This is a genomic window from Candidatus Accumulibacter similis, from assembly GCA_013347225.1.
Lineage (GTDB): Bacteria > Pseudomonadota > Gammaproteobacteria > Burkholderiales > Rhodocyclaceae > Accumulibacter > Accumulibacter similis.
Genome location: CP054595.1, coordinates 2,222,418 through 2,244,527, shown reverse-complemented (window position 1 = coordinate 2,244,527; position 22,110 = coordinate 2,222,418). Strand labels below are relative to the sequence as shown.

17 protein-coding genes and 1 tRNA gene are annotated in these 22,110 nt (G+C 66.2%); 4 read left to right on the top strand and 14 right to left on the bottom strand.

Annotated elements, in window-relative coordinates:
* Positions 1–78: 78 nt before the first annotated feature.
* From HT579_10280 to HT579_10250, 7 genes are all read right to left on the bottom strand, one after another.
* Positions 79–522 carry a transposase gene (locus tag HT579_10280; GenBank protein ID QKS29263.1) on the bottom strand — a complete coding sequence of 148 codons (444 nt, stop codon included), beginning with the start codon at positions 520–522 and terminating at the stop codon, positions 79–81.
* Between the two features lie 454 nt (positions 523–976).
* The gene (locus tag HT579_10275; protein ID QKS29262.1) at positions 977–2,548 is read right to left on the bottom strand and encodes an AAA family ATPase; all 1,572 of its coding nucleotides are present in this window, start codon (positions 2,546–2,548) and stop codon (positions 977–979) included.
* Positions 2,545–2,829: a hypothetical protein gene (locus HT579_10270; protein QKS29261.1), complete on the bottom strand. Its 285-nt coding sequence runs from the start codon at positions 2,827–2,829 to the stop codon at positions 2,545–2,547. Before HT579_10270 ends, HT579_10275 begins: the two co-directional genes overlap by 4 nt.
* 253 nt (positions 2,830–3,082) lie before the next feature.
* Positions 3,083–3,712 carry a hypothetical protein gene (locus HT579_10265; GenBank protein QKS29260.1) on the bottom strand — a complete coding sequence of 210 codons (630 nt, stop codon included), beginning with the start codon at positions 3,710–3,712 and terminating at the stop codon, positions 3,083–3,085.
* Positions 3,712–3,975: a hypothetical protein gene (locus HT579_10260; protein ID QKS29259.1), complete on the bottom strand. Its 264-nt coding sequence runs from the start codon at positions 3,973–3,975 to the stop codon at positions 3,712–3,714. The genes HT579_10265 and HT579_10260 overlap by 1 nt, the downstream gene beginning before the upstream one ends.
* Before the next feature lie 79 nt (positions 3,976–4,054).
* A complete protein-coding gene (locus HT579_10255; GenBank protein QKS29258.1) occupies positions 4,055–5,170 on the bottom strand; it encodes a site-specific integrase in 1,116 nt (371 codons plus the stop codon).
* A gap of 386 nt (positions 5,171–5,556) precedes the next feature.
* A tRNA-Leu gene (locus tag HT579_10250) sits at positions 5,557–5,641 on the bottom strand.
* Between the two features lie 124 nt (positions 5,642–5,765).
* On the opposite strand from HT579_10250, the gene queA reads away from it, so the two are divergent.
* The 4 genes from queA (at position 5,766) to HT579_10230 (ending at position 13,321) form a co-directional block, all read left to right on the top strand.
* A complete protein-coding gene (queA, locus tag HT579_10245; GenBank protein QKS29257.1) occupies positions 5,766–6,797 on the top strand; it encodes a tRNA preQ1(34) S-adenosylmethionine ribosyltransferase-isomerase QueA in 1,032 nt (343 codons plus the stop codon).
* 1,315 nt (positions 6,798–8,112) lie between these two features.
* A complete protein-coding gene (locus HT579_10240) occupies positions 8,113–11,046 on the top strand; it encodes a DEAD/DEAH box helicase (protein QKS31597.1) in 2,934 nt (977 codons plus the stop codon).
* Positions 11,047–11,294: 248 nt separating this feature from the next.
* Positions 11,295–12,737, top strand: coding sequence for an ATP-binding protein (locus tag HT579_10235; GenBank protein ID QKS29256.1), 1,443 nt, complete (start codon positions 11,295–11,297; stop codon positions 12,735–12,737).
* Positions 12,734–13,321 carry an RloB domain-containing protein gene (locus HT579_10230; protein QKS29255.1) on the top strand — a complete coding sequence of 196 codons (588 nt, stop codon included), beginning with the start codon at positions 12,734–12,736 and terminating at the stop codon, positions 13,319–13,321. The genes HT579_10235 and HT579_10230 overlap by 4 nt, the downstream gene beginning before the upstream one ends.
* Before the next feature lie 107 nt (positions 13,322–13,428).
* On the opposite strand, the gene HT579_10225 is transcribed toward HT579_10230, so the two are convergent.
* From HT579_10225 to HT579_10195, 7 genes are all read right to left on the bottom strand, one after another.
* Positions 13,429–14,289, bottom strand: coding sequence for an acyl-CoA dehydrogenase (locus HT579_10225; protein QKS29254.1), 861 nt, complete (start codon positions 14,287–14,289; stop codon positions 13,429–13,431).
* A gap of 1 nt (position 14,290) precedes the next feature.
* The gene (locus HT579_10220; protein ID QKS29253.1) at positions 14,291–14,740 is read right to left on the bottom strand and encodes a MaoC family dehydratase; all 450 of its coding nucleotides are present in this window, start codon (positions 14,738–14,740) and stop codon (positions 14,291–14,293) included.
* Positions 14,741–14,967: 227 nt separating this feature from the next.
* Positions 14,968–15,945 (bottom strand): NADPH:quinone oxidoreductase family protein, encoded by a 978-nt coding sequence (locus HT579_10215; GenBank protein ID QKS29252.1) that lies wholly within the window; start codon positions 15,943–15,945, stop codon positions 14,968–14,970.
* 152 nt (positions 15,946–16,097) lie between these two features.
* A complete protein-coding gene (ccrA, locus tag HT579_10210) occupies positions 16,098–17,852 on the bottom strand; it encodes a crotonyl-CoA carboxylase/reductase (GenBank protein ID QKS29251.1) in 1,755 nt (584 codons plus the stop codon).
* Between the two features lie 12 nt (positions 17,853–17,864).
* A complete protein-coding gene (locus tag HT579_10205; protein QKS29250.1) occupies positions 17,865–18,881 on the bottom strand; it encodes a methylmalonyl Co-A mutase-associated GTPase MeaB in 1,017 nt (338 codons plus the stop codon).
* A gap of 7 nt (positions 18,882–18,888) precedes the next feature.
* Positions 18,889–20,907, bottom strand: a complete 2,019-nt coding sequence (locus tag HT579_10200; protein ID QKS29249.1) for a protein meaA — start codon at positions 20,905–20,907, stop codon at positions 18,889–18,891.
* A gap of 2 nt (positions 20,908–20,909) precedes the next feature.
* Entirely contained in the window at positions 20,910–22,097 is a 1,188-nt protein-coding gene (locus HT579_10195; protein ID QKS29248.1) for a MaoC family dehydratase N-terminal domain-containing protein, read from the bottom strand.
* Positions 22,098–22,110: the final 13 nt, after the last annotated feature.

The window sequence follows — 22,110 nt, the reverse complement described above, 5'->3', positions numbered from 1 at the left end:
TCTGTCGCCCGAGAAGCACGCGCGGGCCGGGTATGGCGCCGACAACAACCGGCGCGGGGTCTCTCGGGCCGCTCGTCGTCATTGGCGCGGCCCGTGCCAGCGGGGTTCGCGAATCTCGCCGGGCGTCAGCACGACGCCGCGCGCTGCCAGGTCCTTCTCGATCGCATTCGGTATCCGGCCGTCCAAGCCCAGCGCCTCAAGCCTTCGCCGAAAGTTGGCGACCGTCTCGCTATCCGGCGGTCGCCCCTGGCTGTCGTCGAGCCCGCAGAACCGGCAAGCCGCCGGGCTGTCGATCAGCAAGTCCTCGATCTGCCGCTCGTTGGCACTGAAGACCCAGGCCAGCGCGCAGATCCGAATCATTGCGGCCAGCGGCACGGGCTGCCTACCGCGGCCGGGCTTCGGAAAGTGCTCCTCGAGCGCCCGCGCGATCGCAAGCCAGTCGACCGAACGATCGAGATCTGCCAGCAGCGTCTGCAGGCGGCTCGCGCGGGCCTTTGGCCAGCGCATTTCGGAAAACGCCATTTGACTCATCGGATTTCTTGAAAATGACTCGCGCAACACCCCGAAAAAGAAAGTGTTGCGCTTGATTTTGAGCCGTTGCCTGGCGGACCGCCGCGGCTCGCATTACCCGAGAGCAGGCGAGCAGGAAGGACCCACGAAACCCTTGCCACAAGGGGCTTCTGGCGGTGGGCGTTGCCGATCCTCGCAGGCTCATGGTACGCAGGAGGGCGTGCATCCGGCGCATCCTCGCAGGTCCGCCCGGATGGCGGCGCGCCGGTTCCTGCAAGGGACAAACCGTACTTGCTTAAAGGACAGCGACGGGACAACGAAGGGACAGCGGCGGCCGGAAGAGGACAACGAAGGGACAAAACGCAAGGCGACGCGGCGCCACATGCGCGCGAAGGGACAAGGGACACACACATATTAATATGTGTGTCCCTTGTCCCTTCGCTGTAGCGGCCTCGCCAATGGCTTCTCACCGCCCTGCTCCTTCGGCTCCAGAGGCAGGAACATAGACGCCGCGGCCGGTGCCTTGCTCAATGCTGCCAGCATCGAGTAGCATCTTGACGAGGCGCTGCATGGCTTTCTTGCCGGCTTCGCCGTCAGCCGATCGGATGGCGCCACCTGCGGCGCACGCATGCCGCCAGGCCTCGAGCTTCGGGACCGCGGTAGCACATAGCTCGCGCAGAATCGCCAGCGCCTTCAGGGCGTCGTCGCTGACGGCTCGTGTCGTCTTCTCGATGTCAGCAGGAAACAGCGCGCCCCTTTCGCCGCGACGGAGCCAGATCGGGGCATACGAACCTGACGGCAGCTCGTTGCCTTTCGTCGCCGCCAGCTGGACATACCGCCGGCGCTCCTCAACGGACGAGATGCCGAACGCAGTGGCTTCGCGCGCCGTCATCGTCCGCAGCGCGTGCTCTGACCGCAGGGCGTCGGTGATGGCGCCGCCTCCACGGCTCATGTGCGAGGATAGCTCGTCAGAACCAGAACTCCCTTTCGCGGCATGGGTGATCAGCACGACCGCGGCGCCAGTGCGAACAGCCAAGCTGTCGGCCAGCGCGCCGAGTGCCCGCTGATGAGCTTGGTCAACCTCCTGTCCGTCGGTCAGTGCCACGGCCGGATCAAGCCCGACAAGAACGACGTCGCCCAGGCTCTCGACGAGTCGCCGCAGGCCATCAAAGAGGTTCGTGTAGAGCGGGATACCGGACCGGTCGATCGTCAGCAGCTTCACGGTTTGCCCAGCCAGCGGAAACACCACGAGGCGGTCGGCAACCAGCTCGCGCTCATCTGCCGACAGCCGCATCGCATCGGCCGTCGCGTGCACATGCCGGTGCGTGTCGCCCGGAGTGTCTTCGGTCAAGACGAGCAGCACGCGGCCGGTGCGGGCGATCTCCCACTCCTTCCACGGCATGCGCCCAACCGCTGCGCCTACGCCGAGCGTCCGCAGTAGCGTAGTCTTCGAACTGCCGCCGGTGCCAGTGAACCCGTGCCCGCGGCCAAGCTGTACCCGGTTGCGCACCAACCACTCGATCGTGGGCGGCGGTGTGAGTAGGCAATGCCGAACGTCGATGCGCTCGTACGGCCAGTCGTCGCTTGATTCCTGCGGCGGGGGCGACGTATCGCCGTCACGGCCGGCCAGCGGGTCGGGGTCCAGGCACTCGGCCATCGCGAGGTCGCGCCAGTTCTCCGGCGGGGGGTCGGGGTCGATCGGCGGCGGGTCTACGTACGGCGGGTCTACGTACGGTGCGTCCTCTCCCGGCCGCGGCGCGCGCTCGTCGCGCCAAGCTTCGATCTCAGCCTCGTCGTCCTGGCAGATCTGCCCGTACAGACCGCGGTAAGGGCTGAAGTGAATCTCTTCCGGCGCGAAGCCTTGGCTCAACAGCGCCGCCACGTCGTTCGCGCGCCAAGCATGCGGGCCGGGCGCTTCGGCAAAGATCCTGTCGAGCAACACCTGGCGGTCGCCGTGCGTATAGCGCCCAAGAACGTGCGCAATGGCGCGGTGATCGCCAGTCAGAAGCCTCTCAATCGCAGCGGCGGGGGCGCTCATTGCTGCGTGCGCAGCGAGTCCAGCCACGCCCCATAACGGTCGACGTCGATGAGCACCTTCCGGCCGACACGAATGATGGCACCCGCGCGGCCAAGTCCGTTACCGGGCAGCAGCTCGCCGCGCGAGTTTCGCCGGTCGTCAGCGCGAAAAATCTGATTGCGAACTGCCGCCGGGGTCAGGCGAGCGTGCGGGAAGAATTCCGGGAGTGAATCCACCGCGCAGAGGCGCGGCAGAGGGGAAGCGGGCGCAGCTTCCGGGAAGCGGGAAGATTCACGTTGCATCGTCTCTGTCTCATGTCGTCAAGTTTCGCCGTGCGCTTTGGGTTGCGCTTGCGGCTTGCCGACATTGTGAAACGACACAGGGCTGCGGTTTTTTCCCGCGGCCACAATGGGATTCCCGCGGGAGACTTTTACACGATGCGCCCGGCCGTGCGAAGCTCTGACCGGTCGTCGTGCCGGAGTTGAAGTCCCGCTTCCGATGCGCCCGGCCGTGCGAAGCTCTGACCGGTCGTCGTGCCGGAGTTGAAGTCCCGCTTCAGATGCGCCCGGCCGTGCGAAGCTCTGACAGGCGACTTTCGACGGTGTGGCGCTTCACTTGGCCACCGCCGGCCAGCCGTAGAACATCGTTCGACAAGGGGGCTTGCGTGTCGAAAACATCCGGGCGCCCATGCTTTTGTAGCCATCGCATGACATCGATGGCGCGCGGCTTCGGTTTGCCGGATGCCTCGATGATGCTCGGCCAGCTCTGCACGATCGCCTCCTGCCAGGGTACGGGGTCTTTGGCGAGCGCTTGCCTTTCCACTCCCGCCAGCCAAGCAACCACCATCGCGGCCGGGCGGTCGACGGCCAGCCACTCGCGCGCGGATTCTCGGTCGACGTACCACGCGCGGCCGGTGCGATGGGGCATTGGCGCGACCGCGCGATGAAGGACCGAACCGATGCGGCGGGGGCTTGGCAGCGGCACGTCGCGCGCGCTCGCCCGCAGCTCGCCGCGCTCGATCGATACCAGCACGGCGCCCAGCCAGTCTCGGGCTCGTTTGCGGTCTCCATCCGCCAGGAGCGCGGCCAAGCCGTCAACAGGCAGCGTGTCCGGCCACCCGTCCAGCGGGTCGAAGCCAGCCAGACGGGCAGCCTGCGCAAGCAAGCGGGTTGCGCCAGCGGCCATCAGTCGCCGATTTCCTGATACCAACCGCAGCGGCAGTCGCCGAGTGCCTCCTGCGCGTCATCCAAGCAGCGCGCCGCGTCGCGCGCCATCGCGGCAACGCCGTAGGCCACGGCTGCGGCGATTTCTTCGTCGAACCCGTCGTCGATCCAGCGCTCAATCAAACCGTGGAGAGCGTGAATCGTCGCACCCGCGCGCCCAAGGTGGCCAACGGCGAGATGTGCGTCAATTTTGCGAGCAGTTGCGGTAGAGTTTGGGGTAGCCATGAGTGAAGGTCCTTTCACATGTGGTTAGGGCAGAGCTGGCGTTGCTGCGCCTCCCCTGCCCGATTTGCCTGAAAACCGTTCAGGCGGCGGGCTTGCGGCCGGCAAGCGAGAGCTTTTCCGCGAGTGTGTCGCCCATCGCCACAACATGCGAGGGATCGAGGTGCGAATAGCGCGCCACCATCGCAAGCGTGCGGTGCCCCAGGACTTTCGCGATCTCCACCTGCGATCGCCCGCTCATCGCCAGATAGCTCGCTGCAGTGTGGCGCAGGTCATGCCAGCGAAAATCCTCAATGCCGGCTGCCAGCAGTGCGCGCCGCCACCCTTCGCGCAGGCTCCGGCTCTGCCCCTTCAGCGTTACGGGCGGAAACACGCGGTCATCGTGCAGGCTGCGAACCTTGGCGCGCTCGCGCAGCAGCTCGCCGGCTTCGCCGGAAATCGGCAGCGCGCGGGCGTCACCGTTCTTCGTCGCACCTTGGCGAAGCGTGATCAGGCGGCGCGACAAGTCGAGTTGCGGCCAGCGCAAGCCCATGATTTCCGCTTGCCGGGCGCCAGTCGTCAGGCTCAGGACGACGGCGAGATACAGATCAGGCGATGGGCGACAGGCGTCCAGCAGTCTCGGGATCTCGGATTCGGTCAGGAACCGCACGCGACCGGGGTTCTCTCGGTTCTTCGCCGTGCGCTCGCAAGGATTACGTTCGAGCCAGCCAAGCGTCTTCACTGCAAAGCTCAAGCAGGCGCTCAGCGTCGCCAGGTAGCGGTTCACGGTCGGCCCGCTCCGGGTTCCCATGACTCGGGCAGCGTCCTTGTTTGGGTCGCCGGTCGCACGGCTCTTGTAGCGCGTCGAGCCGGCCAGCAGCCGGTCGCGGGCCAGCGCGATTCGCTGTGGTGTGATCTCGTTGAGCAGCGCTGCGCCGAACTCGGCGCGCCAGTGCATAAGGTGCCGCCGGCGGTCGGGAAACGACTTCAGGTCATGCGCGGCGCGCTCGTACTCGTCAGCCAGGGCGTTGAAAGTGTGGAGCCGTGCGGAACCGAAGAATCGGCCGGCGCGCATGTCTGACTCAGTGCGCGTCGCCCATTCCCGTGCATCCGTCAGGCGGTCGAACGTCGCAGACTCAGGCGGATAGCCCTTGACGCGAATCTTTACCCGGTAGGACGGCTTACCGTCACTGCCCACCCGCTTCTCGATTGTCGCCATGCTCGCGCCCCATGCCAGAACAACAAGTAACAGTGTAGCGCATCGGGCAGCAGATAGCAACAGCGGATAGCAAATCCGCCGTCTGCGAAACGCAAAGATCTGTTTCTATGCGCTTCCTGTGGAACATGGGACAACACGAGGGACAGTCTGGATCCGGGTTGATGCGCTCGGCCAGGCTCATTCCGGGATGGTTCGCGAGTAGAATGCAGCGGCCGACAAACTGTCCCGATCGGGACAGCATTATCTGGCAGGATGGACAGGGGAAACGATGAGGATCCGCGCTTACATGGGACAGTTTTCCGGCACTGTCCCAAATTTGCCCCATGAACGGCCTTTGGAGCTGGCCGCAGCAGGCTTGAATGACGGAAAACCTCAATAATTCAATGTGGTGCCGAGAGGGGGAATCGAACCCCCACGCCTTGCGGCGGCGGATTTTGAGTCCGCTGCGTCTACCGATTCCGCCATCTCGGCCTGTGCGCGCGAGCTGTGCGCGGCAGGAGGCGGCGATTATCGCGCATTCTGCGGCAGCGAACAAGCCGACGCCCGCCGTCCGTCGCCGCCCTTCAGTTGCTGCCGCATTCTTCCGGGCCCTGCGATGCTGACTCTCGACGACTTCGACTTCGACCTGCCGGCCGAACTGATCGCCCAGGAGCCGGCTGCCGAGCGCAGCGGCAGCCGGCTCCTGCAGGTGTGCGGCAGCGGCATCAGCGACCACCGCTTCAACGAACTGCCGGCGTTGCTCAGCGCCGGTGATCTGCTGGTGTTCAACGACACGCGCGTGATCCGCGCCCGCCTGCTCGGTCGCAAGGCGAGCGGCGGGCGTATCGAGGTCCTGGTCGAGCGCATCGTCGATGCCCGCCACGCCGTCGCCCAGATCCGCGCCAGCAAGTCGCCACGGCCCGGCAGCCTGATCCTGCTCGAGGACGCGATCCCCTTGCGCGTTTGCGGTCGCAGCGGCGAGCAGGGCGAGTTCTTCGCCCTGGAACTCGCCGGCGACGGTGACCTGTGGCGCCTGGTCGAGCGCCACGGGCGGCTGCCGCTGCCGCCATACATCACGCACGCTGCCGCGGATGCCGACGAGGAGCGCTACCAGACCGTCTTTGCCCGCTCGCCGGGCGCCGTGGCGGCGCCAACAGCCGGCCTGCACTTCGACGCCGCGCTGCTGCAGCGACTCGCCGGGCATGCTGTCGGCGCCGCCTGGCTGACCCTGCACGTCGGTGCCGGTACCTTCCAACCGGTGCGCGTCCGCAATCTCGCCGAGCACCGGATGCACAGTGAGCGTTTCGCGATTCCCGCCGCGACGGTGGACGCCATCGCCCGGACACGCAGCGGTGGCGGTCGCGTCGTCGCCGTCGGCACGACCAGCCTGCGAGCACTCGAAGCGGCAGCACAGTCCGGCGAGCTGCGCGCCGGTGCCGGCGAAACCGATCTCTTCATCACGCCGGGCTACGAGTTCCGGATCGTGGACCGGCTGCTGACCAACTTCCACCTGCCGAAGTCGACGCTGCTGATGCTGGTCTCGGCTTTCGCCGGGCGGGAGCCCGTCCGCCGCGCCTACGAACACGCGATTCGCCAGCGCTACCGCTTTTTCAGCTACGGTGATGCGATGCTGCTGGCTCGCCAGTGATCGTCACCTCCGGCCCAACGATGGCCATTGCCAGGAACCCATGCTCAAGAACCCGCTGAACGGTGCCGCCATCGACCGGCTCGACACCCTCGGCCTGACTCCCGACACGCACCGGGTGGCGCTGGCCTGCGCGCTGCTGTGGACGGCACGCTCGCCAGTCGACGTGCATCGATTGCTCGTCGTCAGCCGCCTTCAGGACAGCGGCGGCACCGCCTTCAGCCTCAACGACGTCCGGCACGCCTGGCACGAGCTGACGGGAAGGAATCTGCTGCTCGAGGATCCGTTGCGTCGCGGTGCCTTTCAGTTGCTCGACGGCCTGCGCGCCCCCCTTTACCGGCAGTGGCTCGAGACGACCCCGGGCAGCACGCTGCTTCAGCTGATCTGTGAAGCCACCCATTTCGACCCGGGCCGATCGGGTTACTACTGGGGCGCCGGCAGCCTGGCAACGACGGTTGCCTACGTTCGCGCCAAGTACCTGAGCGGAGCGCCCGCGGCCGAGTTGCGGGCGCTCCGGAGCAGCGTCTCGCAGGTGCTCAACTGGGATACCGTCGTCCTCAGAGCGATCTTCGAGGCCTTCGATGGCCCCACCTTTGCCCGCATCGATGCACCCGAACGCTGGTCACTCGCCTGTCAGGCCGTCGCCGGCGTCTGCCTGCTGCACTGTGCGCCCGACTACCTGGCAATCGCCGACTGGGCCGCTGCACAGCTCGCTGAGCACGCCGCCACGCTGCCCGAAAGCCTGCGCCTGCTACTCGCCGACCTGGCGTTGCTGCGCGGCGATGCCGGGCTGCTGCAGAGCGCCCTGGCCGGCGTCGACAACGGCTGGGCCGCCGGCGTCCGGGCGGCACTGCTGGTGCTCGACGGTCACTGGGCTGCCGGACAGGCCGCCTTCGAAGCCGCCTTCAAGCAACGCCGCGGCGAGATCGGCGGCAGCAAGCACTTCCTGCCCGACAGCATTGCCTGGTTCTACCCGCTTTCGCTGCTCGCCCAGGCAACGCCTCGCCACCTCGAACTGGCGCGCAAGTTCTGTGCCGCCGAATCCGGCCGACGCCAGCCTGACCCGGAAGCGAGCTGGGGACGCTGGGTGCACGCGATCGACGTCCGCCTCGGCAGGGTCGCGCTCGTCCGCAGCGCGTTCCTGCCCCCGCACCCCTCCGCCGACCGCTGGTACGGGCCGCCACTCGACTCGCTGTGGGCGATCCTGCTCGCCGCCTGGCTGGGCAGCGAGGCGATCGCCGACGGCGGCGAGCGCGATCCGCGGCGGGAATGGCCACCGACCATCGCCCTGCTGCGCAGCAGGCTGAACGCCTGCCGCATGCAGTCACTGCTGCACCAGCTCGACAGTGCCGCAGCCGTGCTCGATGGTCGTGAGCCGCCGGCCGCCTTCTTCATCGCGGGCGACGGCGAACACTGGCGCGAGATCCTGCTCGCCCTGCAGTCGCTCGGCGGCGCAGCCGGCACTGCCGAGGCTGCCGGTGACGCGAGCAGGCTGCTGTGGGAAGTGGCGATCGGCCAGGACGGCCGCCTCGCTGGCATCCGGCCGCTCGAGCAGAAGCGGGGCCCGCGCGGCTGGGGCCGGCCGCGCCCCATCAGCCTGGCGCGCATCGCCGCCAATCAGCAGCTCGCGGCAGCGGACGGCAAGGTCGCGCGTGCCATCCGCCCCGAGCCCCGTTACAACAGCCGCTTTCACCTCGACCTCGCAGCGGCGATCGTCGCCCTCGTCGGGCATCCGGCGGTCATCCTGGCCGACGCGCCGGAACAGTTCGTCGATCTGACGGAAAGCGCGCCAGCGCTCGAACTGGTTCGCGAGGGCGACCGCTACCTGATGCGCATCGACCCGCCGCTGCGGACGAATGCCAGCAACGAGGCATACTACATGGATGCCGAACAGCAGCGCGAAGCCGCAGCGCTGCGCCTGATCACGCTCATCCGGGACGGCCCGCAGCGACTGCGGCTGGTGCGCTTCTCGGCCGAGCAGCAGCAGGCGGCGCAGCTGGTCAGCGGCCGCTTTGCCATTCCGGCCAGCGCTCCCGGTGTGCAGGAGGAGGTCGAGAAGACGCTGCGCGCACTTGCCACCCGTTTCCAGGTTCACGCCGACTCGGCGCAGGCGGCGCGACAGGTCGTCAGCGACTCACGCCTGCGCGCCGAGCTGGCGCCGGCCGGCGACCAGCTCTCGCTGCGTCTGGTGGTGACGCCACTCGGCAGCGACGGGCCGCGACTGACACCAGCGAGCGGCCGCCGACGGTTGCTCGCAGTCGTCGACGGCGAAACGGTCGGCACCGAGCGCGATCTGGCGAGTGAGGAGCGGCACCTCGAGACGATCCTCGACGCCCTGCCCTTCCTTGACAGCAGCGAGCGCAGTTGCGAATGGCTGATCGAGGATGCGGAAGACGCCCTGGCTGCCGTCGAGAAGCTGCCGACCCTGTCCGATCTGGCTGCCGTCGAGTGGCCGAAGGGCAAGACTGTGCGTGTCGTCACCCTCAGCACGCGGCAACTAGGCGTGCGCGTCAGTCGTGAGCGGGACTGGTTCCGCCTCGCCGGCGAGGCGAAGCTCGACGAGGGACTGGTGCTGCAGCTATCGACCCTGCTCGGCGCCGCCCGCGACCGATCGCGCTTCGTACCGATGGGCAACGGCGTCTACGCGGCACTGACGCGCTCGCTGAAGCAGAAGCTTGCCGATCTCGCGGCGGTGCTCGAGCCCGACCGGGATGGCGGCAAGGCACCGCTGGTCGCCGCTGCCTGGCTCGACGAGGTGCTCGACGGCACCGAGCTCAGCGCCGGCCGGGATTTCCGCCAGGCGATCGAGCGCCTGCGCCATGCCCAAGTGCTCGCGCCGCAGTTGCCGAGGCTGCTGCAGGCCAGCCTGCGGCCGTATCAGGAGGACGGCTACCAGTGGGCGATGCGCCTCGCGACCGCCGGCATGGGCGGCTGCCTGGCCGACGACATGGGTCTCGGAAAGACCCTGCAGGCCCTCGCCGCACTGCTCGAACGGGCCGCGGGCGGAGCGGCGCTGGTGATCGCACCGACCTCGGTCTGCGGCAACTGGCTCGCCGAATGCCGCCGTTTCGCACCGACACTCAACGCCCGCATCTACAGCGAGGCGGGCGACAGCGAACGCGAGGCGCTGGTCAGCAACGCCGGACCACAGGACCTGCTGATCGTCTCCTACACGTTGCTGCAACTGGCGCAGGAGCGCTTTGCCGGTCGCTCCTGGCACACGCTCGTCGCCGATGAAGCGCAGGCGATCAAGAACGCCGCCACCAAGCGCTCGCAGGCGGTATTCGAGCTGCAGGCCGACTTCCGCCTGGCGCTCACCGGAACGCCGGTGGAGAACCGCCTCGCCGACCTCTGGTCGATCATGCGCTTTGCCAACCCTGGTCTGCTGGGCAGCAGCAACCGCTTCAACGAGCGCTTCGCCGGGCCGATCGAACGTAACCGCGACCGCGAAGCGCAGCATGTCCTGAAGCGTCTGGTGGGTCCATTCGTCCTCAGACGGACGAAGTCCGAGGTGCTGCAGGATCTGCCAGCGCGTACCGAGCTGATCCTCAGCGTCGCCCCCGAAGCCGCCGAAGCGGCGCATTACGAGGCCCTGCGCCGCGAGGCGGCGCGCGAGATTGACGCCACCCTCGAAGACGCCCCCGCAGCGCAGGCGCGCTTCAACATCCTCGCGCAACTGACCCGCCTGCGCCGCGCCGCCTGCGACCCGCGCCTCTGCAGTCCGGAGTTCGGCATCGCCGGCGCCAAGATGCAGGCCTTCGCCGACCTCGCTGGCGAATTGATCGCCAACGGCCACAAGGCCCTCGTCTTCAGCCAGTTCGTCGACTTCCTGCAGATCCTGCGTGCGCCGCTCGACGAGGCGGGGATCAGCTACCAGTACCTCGACGGCGCCACGCCTGCCGCCGAACGCAGCCGCCGCGTCGCCGCCTTCCAGGCCGGCGACGGCGACCTCTTCCTGATCAGCCTGAAGGCCGGCGGCTTCGGCCTCAACCTCACCGCCGCCGATTACGTGGTCATCACCGACCCGTGGTGGAACCCGGCGGCCGAGGACCAGGCGATGGGCCGCGCGCACCGCATCGGTCAGTTGCGGCCGGTGACCGTCTACCGTCTGGTCACCCGCGGCACCGTCGAGGAACGGATCGTCGACCTGCACCACGAGAAACGTGCCCTCGCCGACAGCATCCTCGCCGATGGCGACGCCAGCGCGCTGCCGTCGACCGACGATCTGGTGGCGCTGATCCGCGGCGAGTGACAGCCGGACCGGCGGGCCACGTTGCGACTACTGGTGCCGGTACACGGCGACCCCGTCGGCTTCGCCCGGATTGCCTTGCCGCTCACCCCCGCAGCACCCGCGGGAGCAGACGACGTGCGGAGATCGACACGGAGCACCCCCGGTTCGCAGGCAGCAGGAGTATTCTATGAGATTTAGGAGAAACGGTCTCTCAAAGCCTCATCTTTTTGTTAGTATCAACCGAAAACTGTTTCTTACAGGTGAAAAGAATGCTTCTACGCTTCTCCGCGGCTAACTTCCTGTCGATTGACGGCGAGCTTGAATTGTCTCTCGTAGCGACGCGAGAAACGCAACACGGCAAGCGCTTGGCGGAGACCAAAGCCGTCGCGCATCGGCTACTACAGGCAGCAGCGATCTGGGGCGGTAACGCGGCCGGCAAGTCGAACCTGTGCAAAGTGCTCGAGTTTGCGCAACGACTGATCGTGAAGGGAACTCGCCCCGATGCGTCGACCGGGCGCATCCCGTTTCGTCTGCGCGAGAACGCTGGCAAGGAGCCAACGCGCCTGTCTTTCGACATCCTGCTCGAGATCGACGGCAAGGAACGTGCGTTTCGTTATGCGTTCGCCGTCGGCAGCCGCGAAGTGGTCGAGGAGGCGCTGACGGAAATCCGCCCGTCGTCCGAACGCGTCTACTTCACGCGCTCGGCGGGCACGGGAGGCAGGCCCGACTTCTCACTCGACGCCTGGGCGCGGCCTGGGGTCGCGGATGATGACCGGCAGTTTGCCCGCTTCGTCGCCAAGGGTACAGCACCGAATCAGCTCTTTCTGCACGAGGCCATGGACCGCAACCTCGGCCTGCTGGCGCCGGTTTTCCGCTGGTTCCGCGACCAGCTGATCGTTCTCGAGCCAGGCGCGCCGTATCTCCCCCTCGAACTGGAAGGATCGAATCGGCAGGACTTGCGTGACTACACGGTCGATCTCCTCAGCCGTGCCGGCACCGGCGTCACCGGTGTCGAGCCGCGGGAGCAGCCACTCGCGAACAGCGGTATAGGCGCCGAGATGGCCAAGGAACTGGGTAGCCTGCTCGCCGACGACGACACGGGCATCATGCTGCGCGGGCCGCGGGGAGAACGCGTCTCGGTCTTTCGCAAGGAAGGCGAACTGGTCGCCTCGCGGATTGTCACCCGCCGGCTTACCGATGAAGGAAGGGAGGTGCATTTCGAGACGGTCGACGAGAGCGACGGCACGCTGCGGCTGCTCGACTTGGCGCCGATCCTGCACGACCTCGAACGCCCCGGCGCGCGACGCACGTACGTCATCGACGAACTCGATCGCTCGATGCACAACCAACTCACCGAAGCCCTGCTGCAGCACTACCTGACGACGCGCAGCAGCGCAACGCGCACGCAACTCGTGTTCACCACGCACGATTTGCAGCTGATGGATCAGCGCCTGCTGCGCCGCGACGAGATCTGGCTCATCGAGCGCGGCCCGCACGGCGAGACGCTGTTGGAGAGCCTGGCCGACTATCAGGGACTGCGCGCCGACAGAGACATTCGAAAAGCCTATCTGGACGGTCGCTTTTCGGGCATCCCGCACCTAGCGCCGCTCCGGGCGCGTGGCCGCCGCGCCTCAATAGCCGCGGTCGAGGGCGAGACGCAGCCTTCCGGTGATCCGGTCGCTGTGTCAACCGATACCAGAGGCGGCACTTGATCTCCCGGCGCAGCGCTTTCAAAAAGACCAAGCGCCTATTCGTTATTGCCGCCGAGGGCGATGCGACGGAACCGTCGTACTTCGCCGCTTTTCACCCTGGACGTCACGGGACCTTTCGGTTGAAAGTCCTGGACAACCCAAGGCACAAGACCAGCCCGCTCAAGGTCGTTGAGCGCCTCACCGACTACGAGCGCCTGTGCCAGCCCGGTCCAGACACCGAATATTGGGCGGTCGTCGATCGCGACACTTGGAGTGAGGGCGAACTCGCCGCCGCTTGGGCGCTAATCGGCAAGCAAAAAAACCGCTACCACCTAGCACTGAGCAATCCGTGTTTCGAGCTCTGGCTGTGGTTGCATGTCTTGCCGAACCGCCCGTTCGCCGACCGGCATGACTGTTATCGCTCTTTGGCCCGCGAATGGCCGGGATTTCGTACCAAGAGCGATTTCGACGTGGCTGCGCTCGTAACCACCCCGCGCCTCGCGGATGCCTGCAGGCGTGCGCGTGAACTCGATACCGACCCGAGCACACCTTGGCCACGCGACCAGGCGACACGCATCTATCATCTCGTCGAAAGCCTCCGCTAACGGCCAGGATCTGCGGCAGCAACCCTGCTCATGATGGCCTTGACCACTGGCCGACCACAGTCCGCCGTCGACGGTTATGGCCATGGCGTCGCCGCCGCTGGTTTCGACTAGCGGGCCGCCTCGGCAAGCTCTGCCCTGGCGCTCATCGCCAGCGTGCCGTCGGGTCCCTGTGCCGCAAGCGCATAGCCGCCCTCCTCCGGGGTGCACACCAGCCGGAAGGGCGCCAGGTCGAAGAGCGGTGCCAGACCGCGAAAACTGTACTCCTTCACCGGCCGTGTCACCTGCCGCCGCAGCAGTTCCATCAGCAGCACCGCAGTCAGCGGGCCATGCACGACGAGGCCGGGATAGCCTTCCTCGTCGATCGCGTACGGGCGATCGTAATGAATCCGGTGCGCGTTGAAGGTCAGCGCCGAGAAGCGGAAGAGCAGTCGCGGATCGGGCGTGACGACACGCGCGCTGGCGGCCGCCGGCAACGGCGGCCAGTCGAGAACGGGCGGTGCAGGCAGCGCCGGACCGGGTTCGCGGTAGACGATGTCCTGTTCTTCGTCGATGCAGAGGCGATCGTCCTGATAATATCCATGATGCAGCGAGACGAAGGCGAGGGAGCCGGAACGTCCGCTCTTCAACCGGACATCGCGAATGGTGGCGACGCGCCGCGCCGGCTGGCCGATCAGCAACGGCGCGTGAAAGCGCAGCCGGGCGCCGGCGAACATCCGTCGCGGGAAGGGAATCGGCGGCATGAAGCCACCGCGCTGCGGATGCCCGTCGACGCCGAGGCTCGCCTGCGGCACTCGCGGCAGGAAGTAGAACCAGTGCCAGAGCGGCGGCAGCGCTCGGCCGCCAGCGATGCTCGTCGAACTGTCGTCGAGCGTCGCCGCGGCTGTCAGCGCGGCCGCCAGCGCGAGATCGTCGTCAGTGCTTTCCTGACGACCGACCCAGGCACTGAAGTCGGTACCGAGGTCGGCCATCCTACTTCCCAGCGGCCTCGCGCTTCTTGCGCGAGGTGGGCATCAGCGTCGCTTCACCGTCGATGACCACCTTGTCACCAACGGTGCAAACGGTATCGAGGACGACCCGGCCCTTTTCGGCAATCACTTCCTTGACGGTCACCCTGGCGCGAACCGTGTCGCCGGGACGAACCGGAGCGCGAAAGCGCAGCGACTGATTCATGTAGATCGTTCCCGGTCCGGGCAGGCGATTTCCCAACACCGCCGAGATCAGGCTGGCCGACAACATGCCGTGTGCGATGCGGCCACCGAACATCGTCGTGCGACCGAACTCTTCGTCCATATGAACCGCATTGACGTCCGTCGACACGCCCGCGAAGAGCACGAGGTCGGCATCCGTGATGGTCTTGGCGGTTTCCGCACTCATTCCGACCGACAAATCTTCAATGTCGTAACCGTTTTGTGGATTCATGACAGTCCTTTCTGTTGAACGTCGGCGCGGCATTGGCCGCGCCCTGGAAAAAGGCGCTCGCGATTGCCAGCGCCAGTCGGATCATCCGGCAGGTCCTGCCGTGCGCCTGGTCTCGCCCCAGGACGACGAACACGACCGCGGGAAGCAAAGCATTCTCGCGACGGATACCTCGGTGGGCAGGCTACAGCCGCCACCGCGTGACCGCCGATGGACGCATCCTGCCATTGCTAGTTCATCACAATCAAGACCTTACCCGTCGACTTGCGGCTCAGCACCTGATTCAGCGCCTCGACCGCCCGTGCGAGTGGATAGGTCGCAGAAACATGCGGCTTGATCGCGCCGTCGACCACCCACTGCAGCAGCCTCCGGAAGCTCGCGCTCATCACCTGCGGATGCATTTCGGCGTAAGCGGGCCAGTTGACGCCGATCACGTCAACGTTCTTGACGAGCAGGTGATTGGCGGGGATCTGCGGGACGCCGCCACCTGCGAAACCAATCACCAGGATCCGGCCTTCAAAGGCCATGCTGCGCAGCGAAGCGGTGAACAAGTCGCCGCCGACCGGATCGTAGACGACGTCGGCACCGTGGCCGCCGGTGAGTTCCTTGATCCGCAGACGGACATCTTCCACGCTGGTGTCAATCAGGTGATCGGCACCGTTTGCACGCGCCACCTGCAGCTTCGCCTGCCCGTTGGCGGTGGCAATGACCCTGGCCTGCAACAGCTTGCCGATGACGACGGCAGTCAGGCCGACGCCGCCGGCCGCGCCATGCACGACCAACGTCTCTCCGGCGCGCAGGCGCGCCCGATGCCACAACGCAACATGCGAGGTTCCGAAGACTACCGGAAACGCGGCTCCGTCCTCCCACGACATCTCTGCCGGCATCGCGACACAGCGGGTCGCCTCGGCGACCAGCTGCTCGGCGTAGCCCCCGTGCGGAGTCAGGGCAATCACCCGATCGCCGACGGCAAGGCCCTGCACGTCGGCACCGAGTTCGAGAACCTCGCCGGCAGCCTCAAAACCCGGGCTGAACGGCGGCTGCGGTTGCTTCTGGTACTGGCCACGGGTGATCAGGCTGTCGGCAAAATTGACCCCACAGGCGCGGACGCGAATGCGCACCTGGCCAGGACCGGGACGAGGCTCGGCGACGTCCTCGAGACACAACGAATCGGGCCCGGTGAGCGCACGGCAGACGATGGCTTTCATGGCTGTGGTTCAGGCGGTCGAGAAGAAGTCTCGCTTCCCTGCTGCGACGGCAGGGAAGCGATCCGAAGAACGTCGTGGCAATTCGTGCTCATTCCCCTCCCCGGAAAAGGGAGGGGAAGGCACGACAGCGGATCAACTCGCGCAAGCGGAACTCATTCGCCGATGATCTTGCGCACGACGTCGGTCATCGAGATGACGCCGACCGGCTGCTCGTTCTCGGTGACCACCAAGCGATGCATGCGGCGCGCCGTCAGCAGGCTGACGGCGTCGCTCAGCAGCATGTCCGCATCGCAGGTTGCGCAGCCGGGAGTCATGACCTCCCGGGCCAGCATCGTCCGAGCCTGCTCCGGAGTCCGGCCCTGCCGCGCCAGCACCATGTCGGTCTGCGACACGACACCGACCGCCCTGCCGTCGGCGTCCATCACGACGACCGCGTGGATCTCCTTGTCCACCATGATCTTGGCGACCGTGCCGACATTGTCGTCCGGGGTGCAGGAGATGATGCCGCGATGCATCAGGTCGCGCACGCGGGTGCCATCGTCGGCGATCGTGATCGGTTCGCCTTCGGCGATGCTCGGCAGCGGAACCGACATCGGGTATGGGGCCGGCGTCGTATGGACGTCGCCCTTGGGCAGGGTCGGATGAACGATCGTCACCGGCGCCTTGCCGCTGACGCCGAGACCGAAGCCGGTGGCCCCGATCAGTACCGACATGTTGCCGTGCGGATGTTTGTTGTCGTGCATCAGTTGATGGGCTACCGGCAGTTCCTCGTAAGCGAAGGCGCGCGACATGCAGGGATCGAGCTGGCCACGCAGCGCCAACTGGTTCATTTCGTTGGACTGCACCGCATTGGCGAAATGCGAGCCCTGCAGCCGCTTCTGCCGCATCCAGAGATAGCGCAGATCGACCGTCGCATTGTAGCCGGTCGTGCCGGCGCAGACCACCACCATGCCACCCGTTTCACAGACGAAGATCGATGTCGGGATCGTCGTTTCGCCGGGATGCTCGAACACGACGTTCGGCGCCCGCCGCTCACCCAGAATGTCCCAGATCTTCGAGCCGAAGGCGCGCACTCCCTTGAGCCACTTGGCGTAGCCGGCGTTGTCCTTCCAGTGTGGCAGCATTCCCCAATGATCGAACTCGTTGCGATTGATGCAGCCCTTGGCGCCGAGCTTCATGCAGTAGTCGTACTTGTCCTCGCCGGAGACGACGGCGACCGAAGTGGCGCCAACCGCCTTGGCAATCTGGATCGCCATCGATCCGAGACCGCCGGCCCCTCCCCAGATCAGTGCCACATCGCCCTTCTTGATCGAGCTCGCACCCCAGCCGTGCAGCATCCGCCAGGCGGTCGCCGCCACGAGCGTATAGGCTGCCGACTCTTCCCACGTCATGTGTTTTGGTTTCGGCATGCACTGGTGACCCTGCACCCGGGTGAACTGGGCAAAGCTGCCGAAGTTGGTCTCGTAGCCCCAGATGCGGAAGCTGGGCGAGTACATCGGATCGCCACCGTTCTTCACCCAGTCGCAGTTGCGGCTCCACTGGCCACAGTGCATGACCACTTCATCGCCGACCTTGACATTGGTGACGTCCTTGCCGACCTTGTACACGATGCCGGAAGCGTCGCTGCCGCCAATGTGGAAATCTTCCGGTTCGCCGCCCTTGTTGCGCGCGGCGATGACGTTGACCGGGATGCCGAGCGCCGCCCAGACGTTGTTGTAGTTGATGCCGGCGGCCATCACCAGGACCAGCACTTCGTCATCGGCAATCGACGGCGTGTTGACGACCTCCTGCTGAAATGCATCGGTCGGCTTGCCAAAGCGCTCCGGGCGAATCAGCCAGGCATGCATCTTTTCCGGAACTTCGCCCAAGGGGGGCATTTCGCCAAGTGCATACAGTTGCTTGCTCATCAGATGCTCCTTTTATGGTGAAAGGGTCGGTTGATTGACCGACAGCAAACGGGAAAGAATATGCTCTCGCATACGTTCGTACTCCTCAAACTGGCTCGACCGATACTCGCCCAGACGCTTCTCGATGGCGGCGCGGCCGCCGACCAGCTCGAGGCCGAAAGTGCCGAATTCCTCCTTCAGCAGCCGCAGCACCCAGGCACTCTGATGCTGGCTGCGCTGCCGCGCGAGGAGACCGGCCGCGACGAGGAAGCGGCGGTGTCGATCGAAGTGCGCGTGAAACTCCTTGATCCCCGTCTGCATGGTCGCGCTCAGTAGGCAGACCGGGTAATCCCATCCCTCGCGGCGATCCTGCCGCGGGGCGCTGCGGCCGATCTCGCTCGCCGTCTTGCGCGCCGCGGCGCCGAGATCGGCCTTGTTGACGGCGAAGATGTCCGGAATCTCGATGATGCCGGACTTGAGATACTGGATCGTGTCACCGGACGCCGGTTGTGCCACATAGCAGACGGTGTCGCCGATCTCGGCGATGTCGATTTCCGTCTGGCCGACGCCGACGGTCTCGATGACGACGATGTCGAAGCAGGCCAGCATCAGCCAGCTCATCGGCCAGACCTCGGCGGTAACCCCACCGAGCTGGTTGCGATTGGCGAGCGAACGGATGAAGAGTCCATCATCCTGCGCCGCGGTCTTGATCCGGATGCGGTCGCCGAGGAGCGCACCACCGCCCAGTTCGGGCCGGCTGGACGGGTCGACCGCCAGCACGCCGACCGTCGTGCCGGCCAGTCGCCATTCGCGTATCATCGCCGAAACCAGCGACGACTTGCCTGCACCGGGTGGTCCGGTCACCCCGATCAAATGGCCAGCGGTCAGCCAGCGCTCGCCGGAGAGGCACGCCAGCAGCCGCACGGCGCGGCCGCGCGCTGCCGGCAGCCGGTTGTCGAGCAAGTTGAGGCCGCTGGCAACGGCTGCCCGCTCACCGCGCAGGATGCGCGCCGCGAGCTGTTCGGGATCGGGAAGGCCGAGGTTCGTCATCTACCTCTCAAGACAGCGAGCCGAGTCGCTCGAGGCCGTTGTTTTCCCGCACGACGTCGACGATGTCGCCCATGATCGAGTTCAGGTTGAAGTCCTTCGGCGTATAGATGGCACGTACCCCAAGCGACCGCAGACGCTCGGCATCCGCTGGCGGGATGATTCCGCCGGCAACCACCGGCAGCGCCGCCAAGTCGCGGGCACGCAGTTCCTGCAGCACCGACCCGACCAGCTCCATGTGGCTTCCCGAGAGGATCGACAGCCCGACGACATGCACCCCTTCCTCCTGCGCCGCCTGGGCGATCTGCTGCGGCGTCAGGCGGATGCCGTCGTAGACGACCTCGAAACCGACATCCCTTGCCTTGACCGCCACCTGCTCGGCGCCGTTCGAATGGCCATCGAGCCCTGGCTTGCCGACGAGAATCTTCAGCGGCCGACCCAGCGCGTTGCCGGTGCGGCCGACCCGCTCCCTGAGTTCGCTCACATGGTCCTTCCTGCCCAGCACCTCACGGCTGTCGATGGCGATGTCGACCCCGGTGGGCGGACGGAACTCGCCGAAGACGGCGCGCAGCAAGTCACCCCACTCGCCGGTGGTGACACCGGCGAGTGCGCAGCGGATCGAGCTGGGCATGATGTTGTCGCCGCCCTTCGCCGCATCGCTGAGCCCCTGCAGGGCCGCCCGCACGTCGGCGTCGTTGCGCTGCCGGCGGTGCTGCTGCAAGCGTTCGATCTGTTGCCGCTCGGCCTCCGGATCGGACTTCATGATGGCGCCGTCGCTGCCAGTCGTCAGCGGCGAGTCGGCCGTCTCCTGGAAGCAGTTGACGCCGATGATCTTCAGCTCGCCCGATTCGATCGCGCGCAGGCGGCTCATGTGGCTGCCGACGAGTTCGCGCTTGATGTAGCCGGATTCGATTGCGGCAATGATCCCGCCCTGTGCCTCGACGTTGTCGATCTCGCGCCTGGCACCGGCGATCAATTCGTTGACCTTGGCGGCAATCACCGGCGATCCGTCGAGGATGTCCTCGTACTCGAGCAGGTCGGTCTCGAAGGCCATCACCTGCTGCATCCGCAGCGCCCACTGCTGATCCCACGGGCGCGGCAGCCCCATTGCCTCGTTCCAGGCGGGAAGCTGGATGGCGCGCGCCCGGGCGCGCTTCGACAACGCCACGGCGAGCATTTCGAGGACGATCCGCTGCACGTTGTTCTCCGGCTGCGCCTCGGTCAGCCCGAGCGAGTTCACCTGCACACCGTAGCGGAAGCGGCGCAGCTTGGGATCTGCCACCTGGTAGCGGGTCAGCGTCAGCTCGTCCCACATCTCGCCGAAGGCCCGCAGCTTGCAGCACTCCTCGATGAAGCGGATGCCGGCATTGACGAAGAACGAGATGCGCTCGACGACTTGCGGGAACTCCGCCGGTGGCACTTCACCCGAAGCCTTGACCCGATCGAGGACCGCCATCGCCGTGCACAGGGCGTAGGCGAGTTCCTGCACCGGCGTCGCTCCCGCTTCCTGCAGGTGGTAGCTGCAGATGTTGGTCGGGTTCCACTTCGGTACGTTCTTCACCGTGTAGTTGATCGTGTCGGCGATCAGGCGCATCGACGGGCCCGGCGGATAGATGTAGGTGCCGCGCGAGAGGTACTCCTTGATGATGTCGTTCTGGGTCGTGCCGCTGAGTTTGCGCGGGTCGATCCCGCGTCGCTGCGCCAGGCCGATGTACAGGGACAGCAACCAGGCCGCGGTGGCGTTGATCGTCATCGAGGTGTTCATCTGGTCGAGCGGGATCTGGTCGAACAGCTGATCCATGTCCTCGATGTGCGAGATCGGCACACCGACCTTGCCGACCTCGCCGCGCGCCAGCGGACTGTCGGCGTCGTAGCCGGTCTGCGTCGGCAGGTCGAAGGCGACCGACAACCCGGTCTGCCCCTTGGCGAGGTTGGTTCGATAGAGGGCATTGGACGCCCTGGCCGAGCTGTGACCGCTGTAGGTCCGCATCAACCAGGGCTGATCGCGATTCTTGCGCGGGGCAACCATGACTATCTCCTCTTTCTGATCAAGAGGCGCCTCTCGATCTCAAAAATCTTCTCGTCGATCTTTTCCTTGCCGAGATCCTTCTTGTCGTTCTCCTTGATGAACAGGTCGGCGCCATGCTTCGCCAGCGCCGCGGCGGCGCTGACGTTCTTGACGCCGATGAGCTGGAAGCTGACGATCCCGAAGCGGGCAGCAAGTTCGCCCGGAGCGTCTTCGCTCGCCAGTACCCGCGACAGCGCCGCGACGGTGTCGCCGGCGATCGACGGCTGCGTGTGGTAGCCCTCGGTGAAACCGAGTTCCCAGACGCTGTTGTCGCTGACATCGCGACTGGCGAGTCCTTCGAGCCAGGCGAAGACGAGACCGCCATAGACGATCGGGTCACCGCTCATCTTGCCAGACAGGCCGGAGCTGAAGACGCGGTCGAAGTGCAGCGGATGGGTGTTGCCCACCGCATAGGTCAGCGGCAGATGCTCGTCGGTGATGGTGCGGCCGTTGGCATGGACGATGATCTCGCCGACCGTGAAATCCTCGCAGCAGGAACTCGGGCCGGTGAGCCCGGCGGGCAGGACATCCGGAAAACGCGGCAGGAAGACCTCGGCCTCATCGACCCACGGAAAGGCTGGCATCCGCCCGTCCGCCGACGGCGGCAATGGTGTCGTCGGCGGCCGCCCGCCCTGCCCGGCGACCATGATCTTGCGCTGGTACTGCAGCACGACCTCGTCGTGCTGGTTGATTCCCAGCGTGCGGATGGTGACGATCCCCGGCTTGCCGGCGCCGCGCTCCTTGCGGTCGATGACCTTGGTCAGCGAGCGGATCGTATCCTGCGCATGCACGGGCCGCAGATACTGCGCATCGTAGTAGCCAAGGTTGGCCATCGCCTTCTCCGAATCGTTCTGCACGCCCAGCGAGAGAACGACGTTGAAGACCATCTGCGGCGACGCCGGCAAAGCGGCGAAACCGCTCGCCCGCGCGAACTCCTCGTTCAGGTAGAGCGGATTGCACTGCATGTAGGTCCGCGCGAACGCTTCCATCTGCGCCCGGAAGAAGGTGAAACCACGCGGGTGAACGAAAACCTGTCCGGGCTCGAACTCCTCGAGATAGCGGCCATAGTGCGGATGGCGGACCTTGCCGACGTCCACCCCGACCGTCCGTGCGAGTTCGACCTGCGGTCGGAAACGAATTGCCTGCGACATTGAAAGCTCCTCT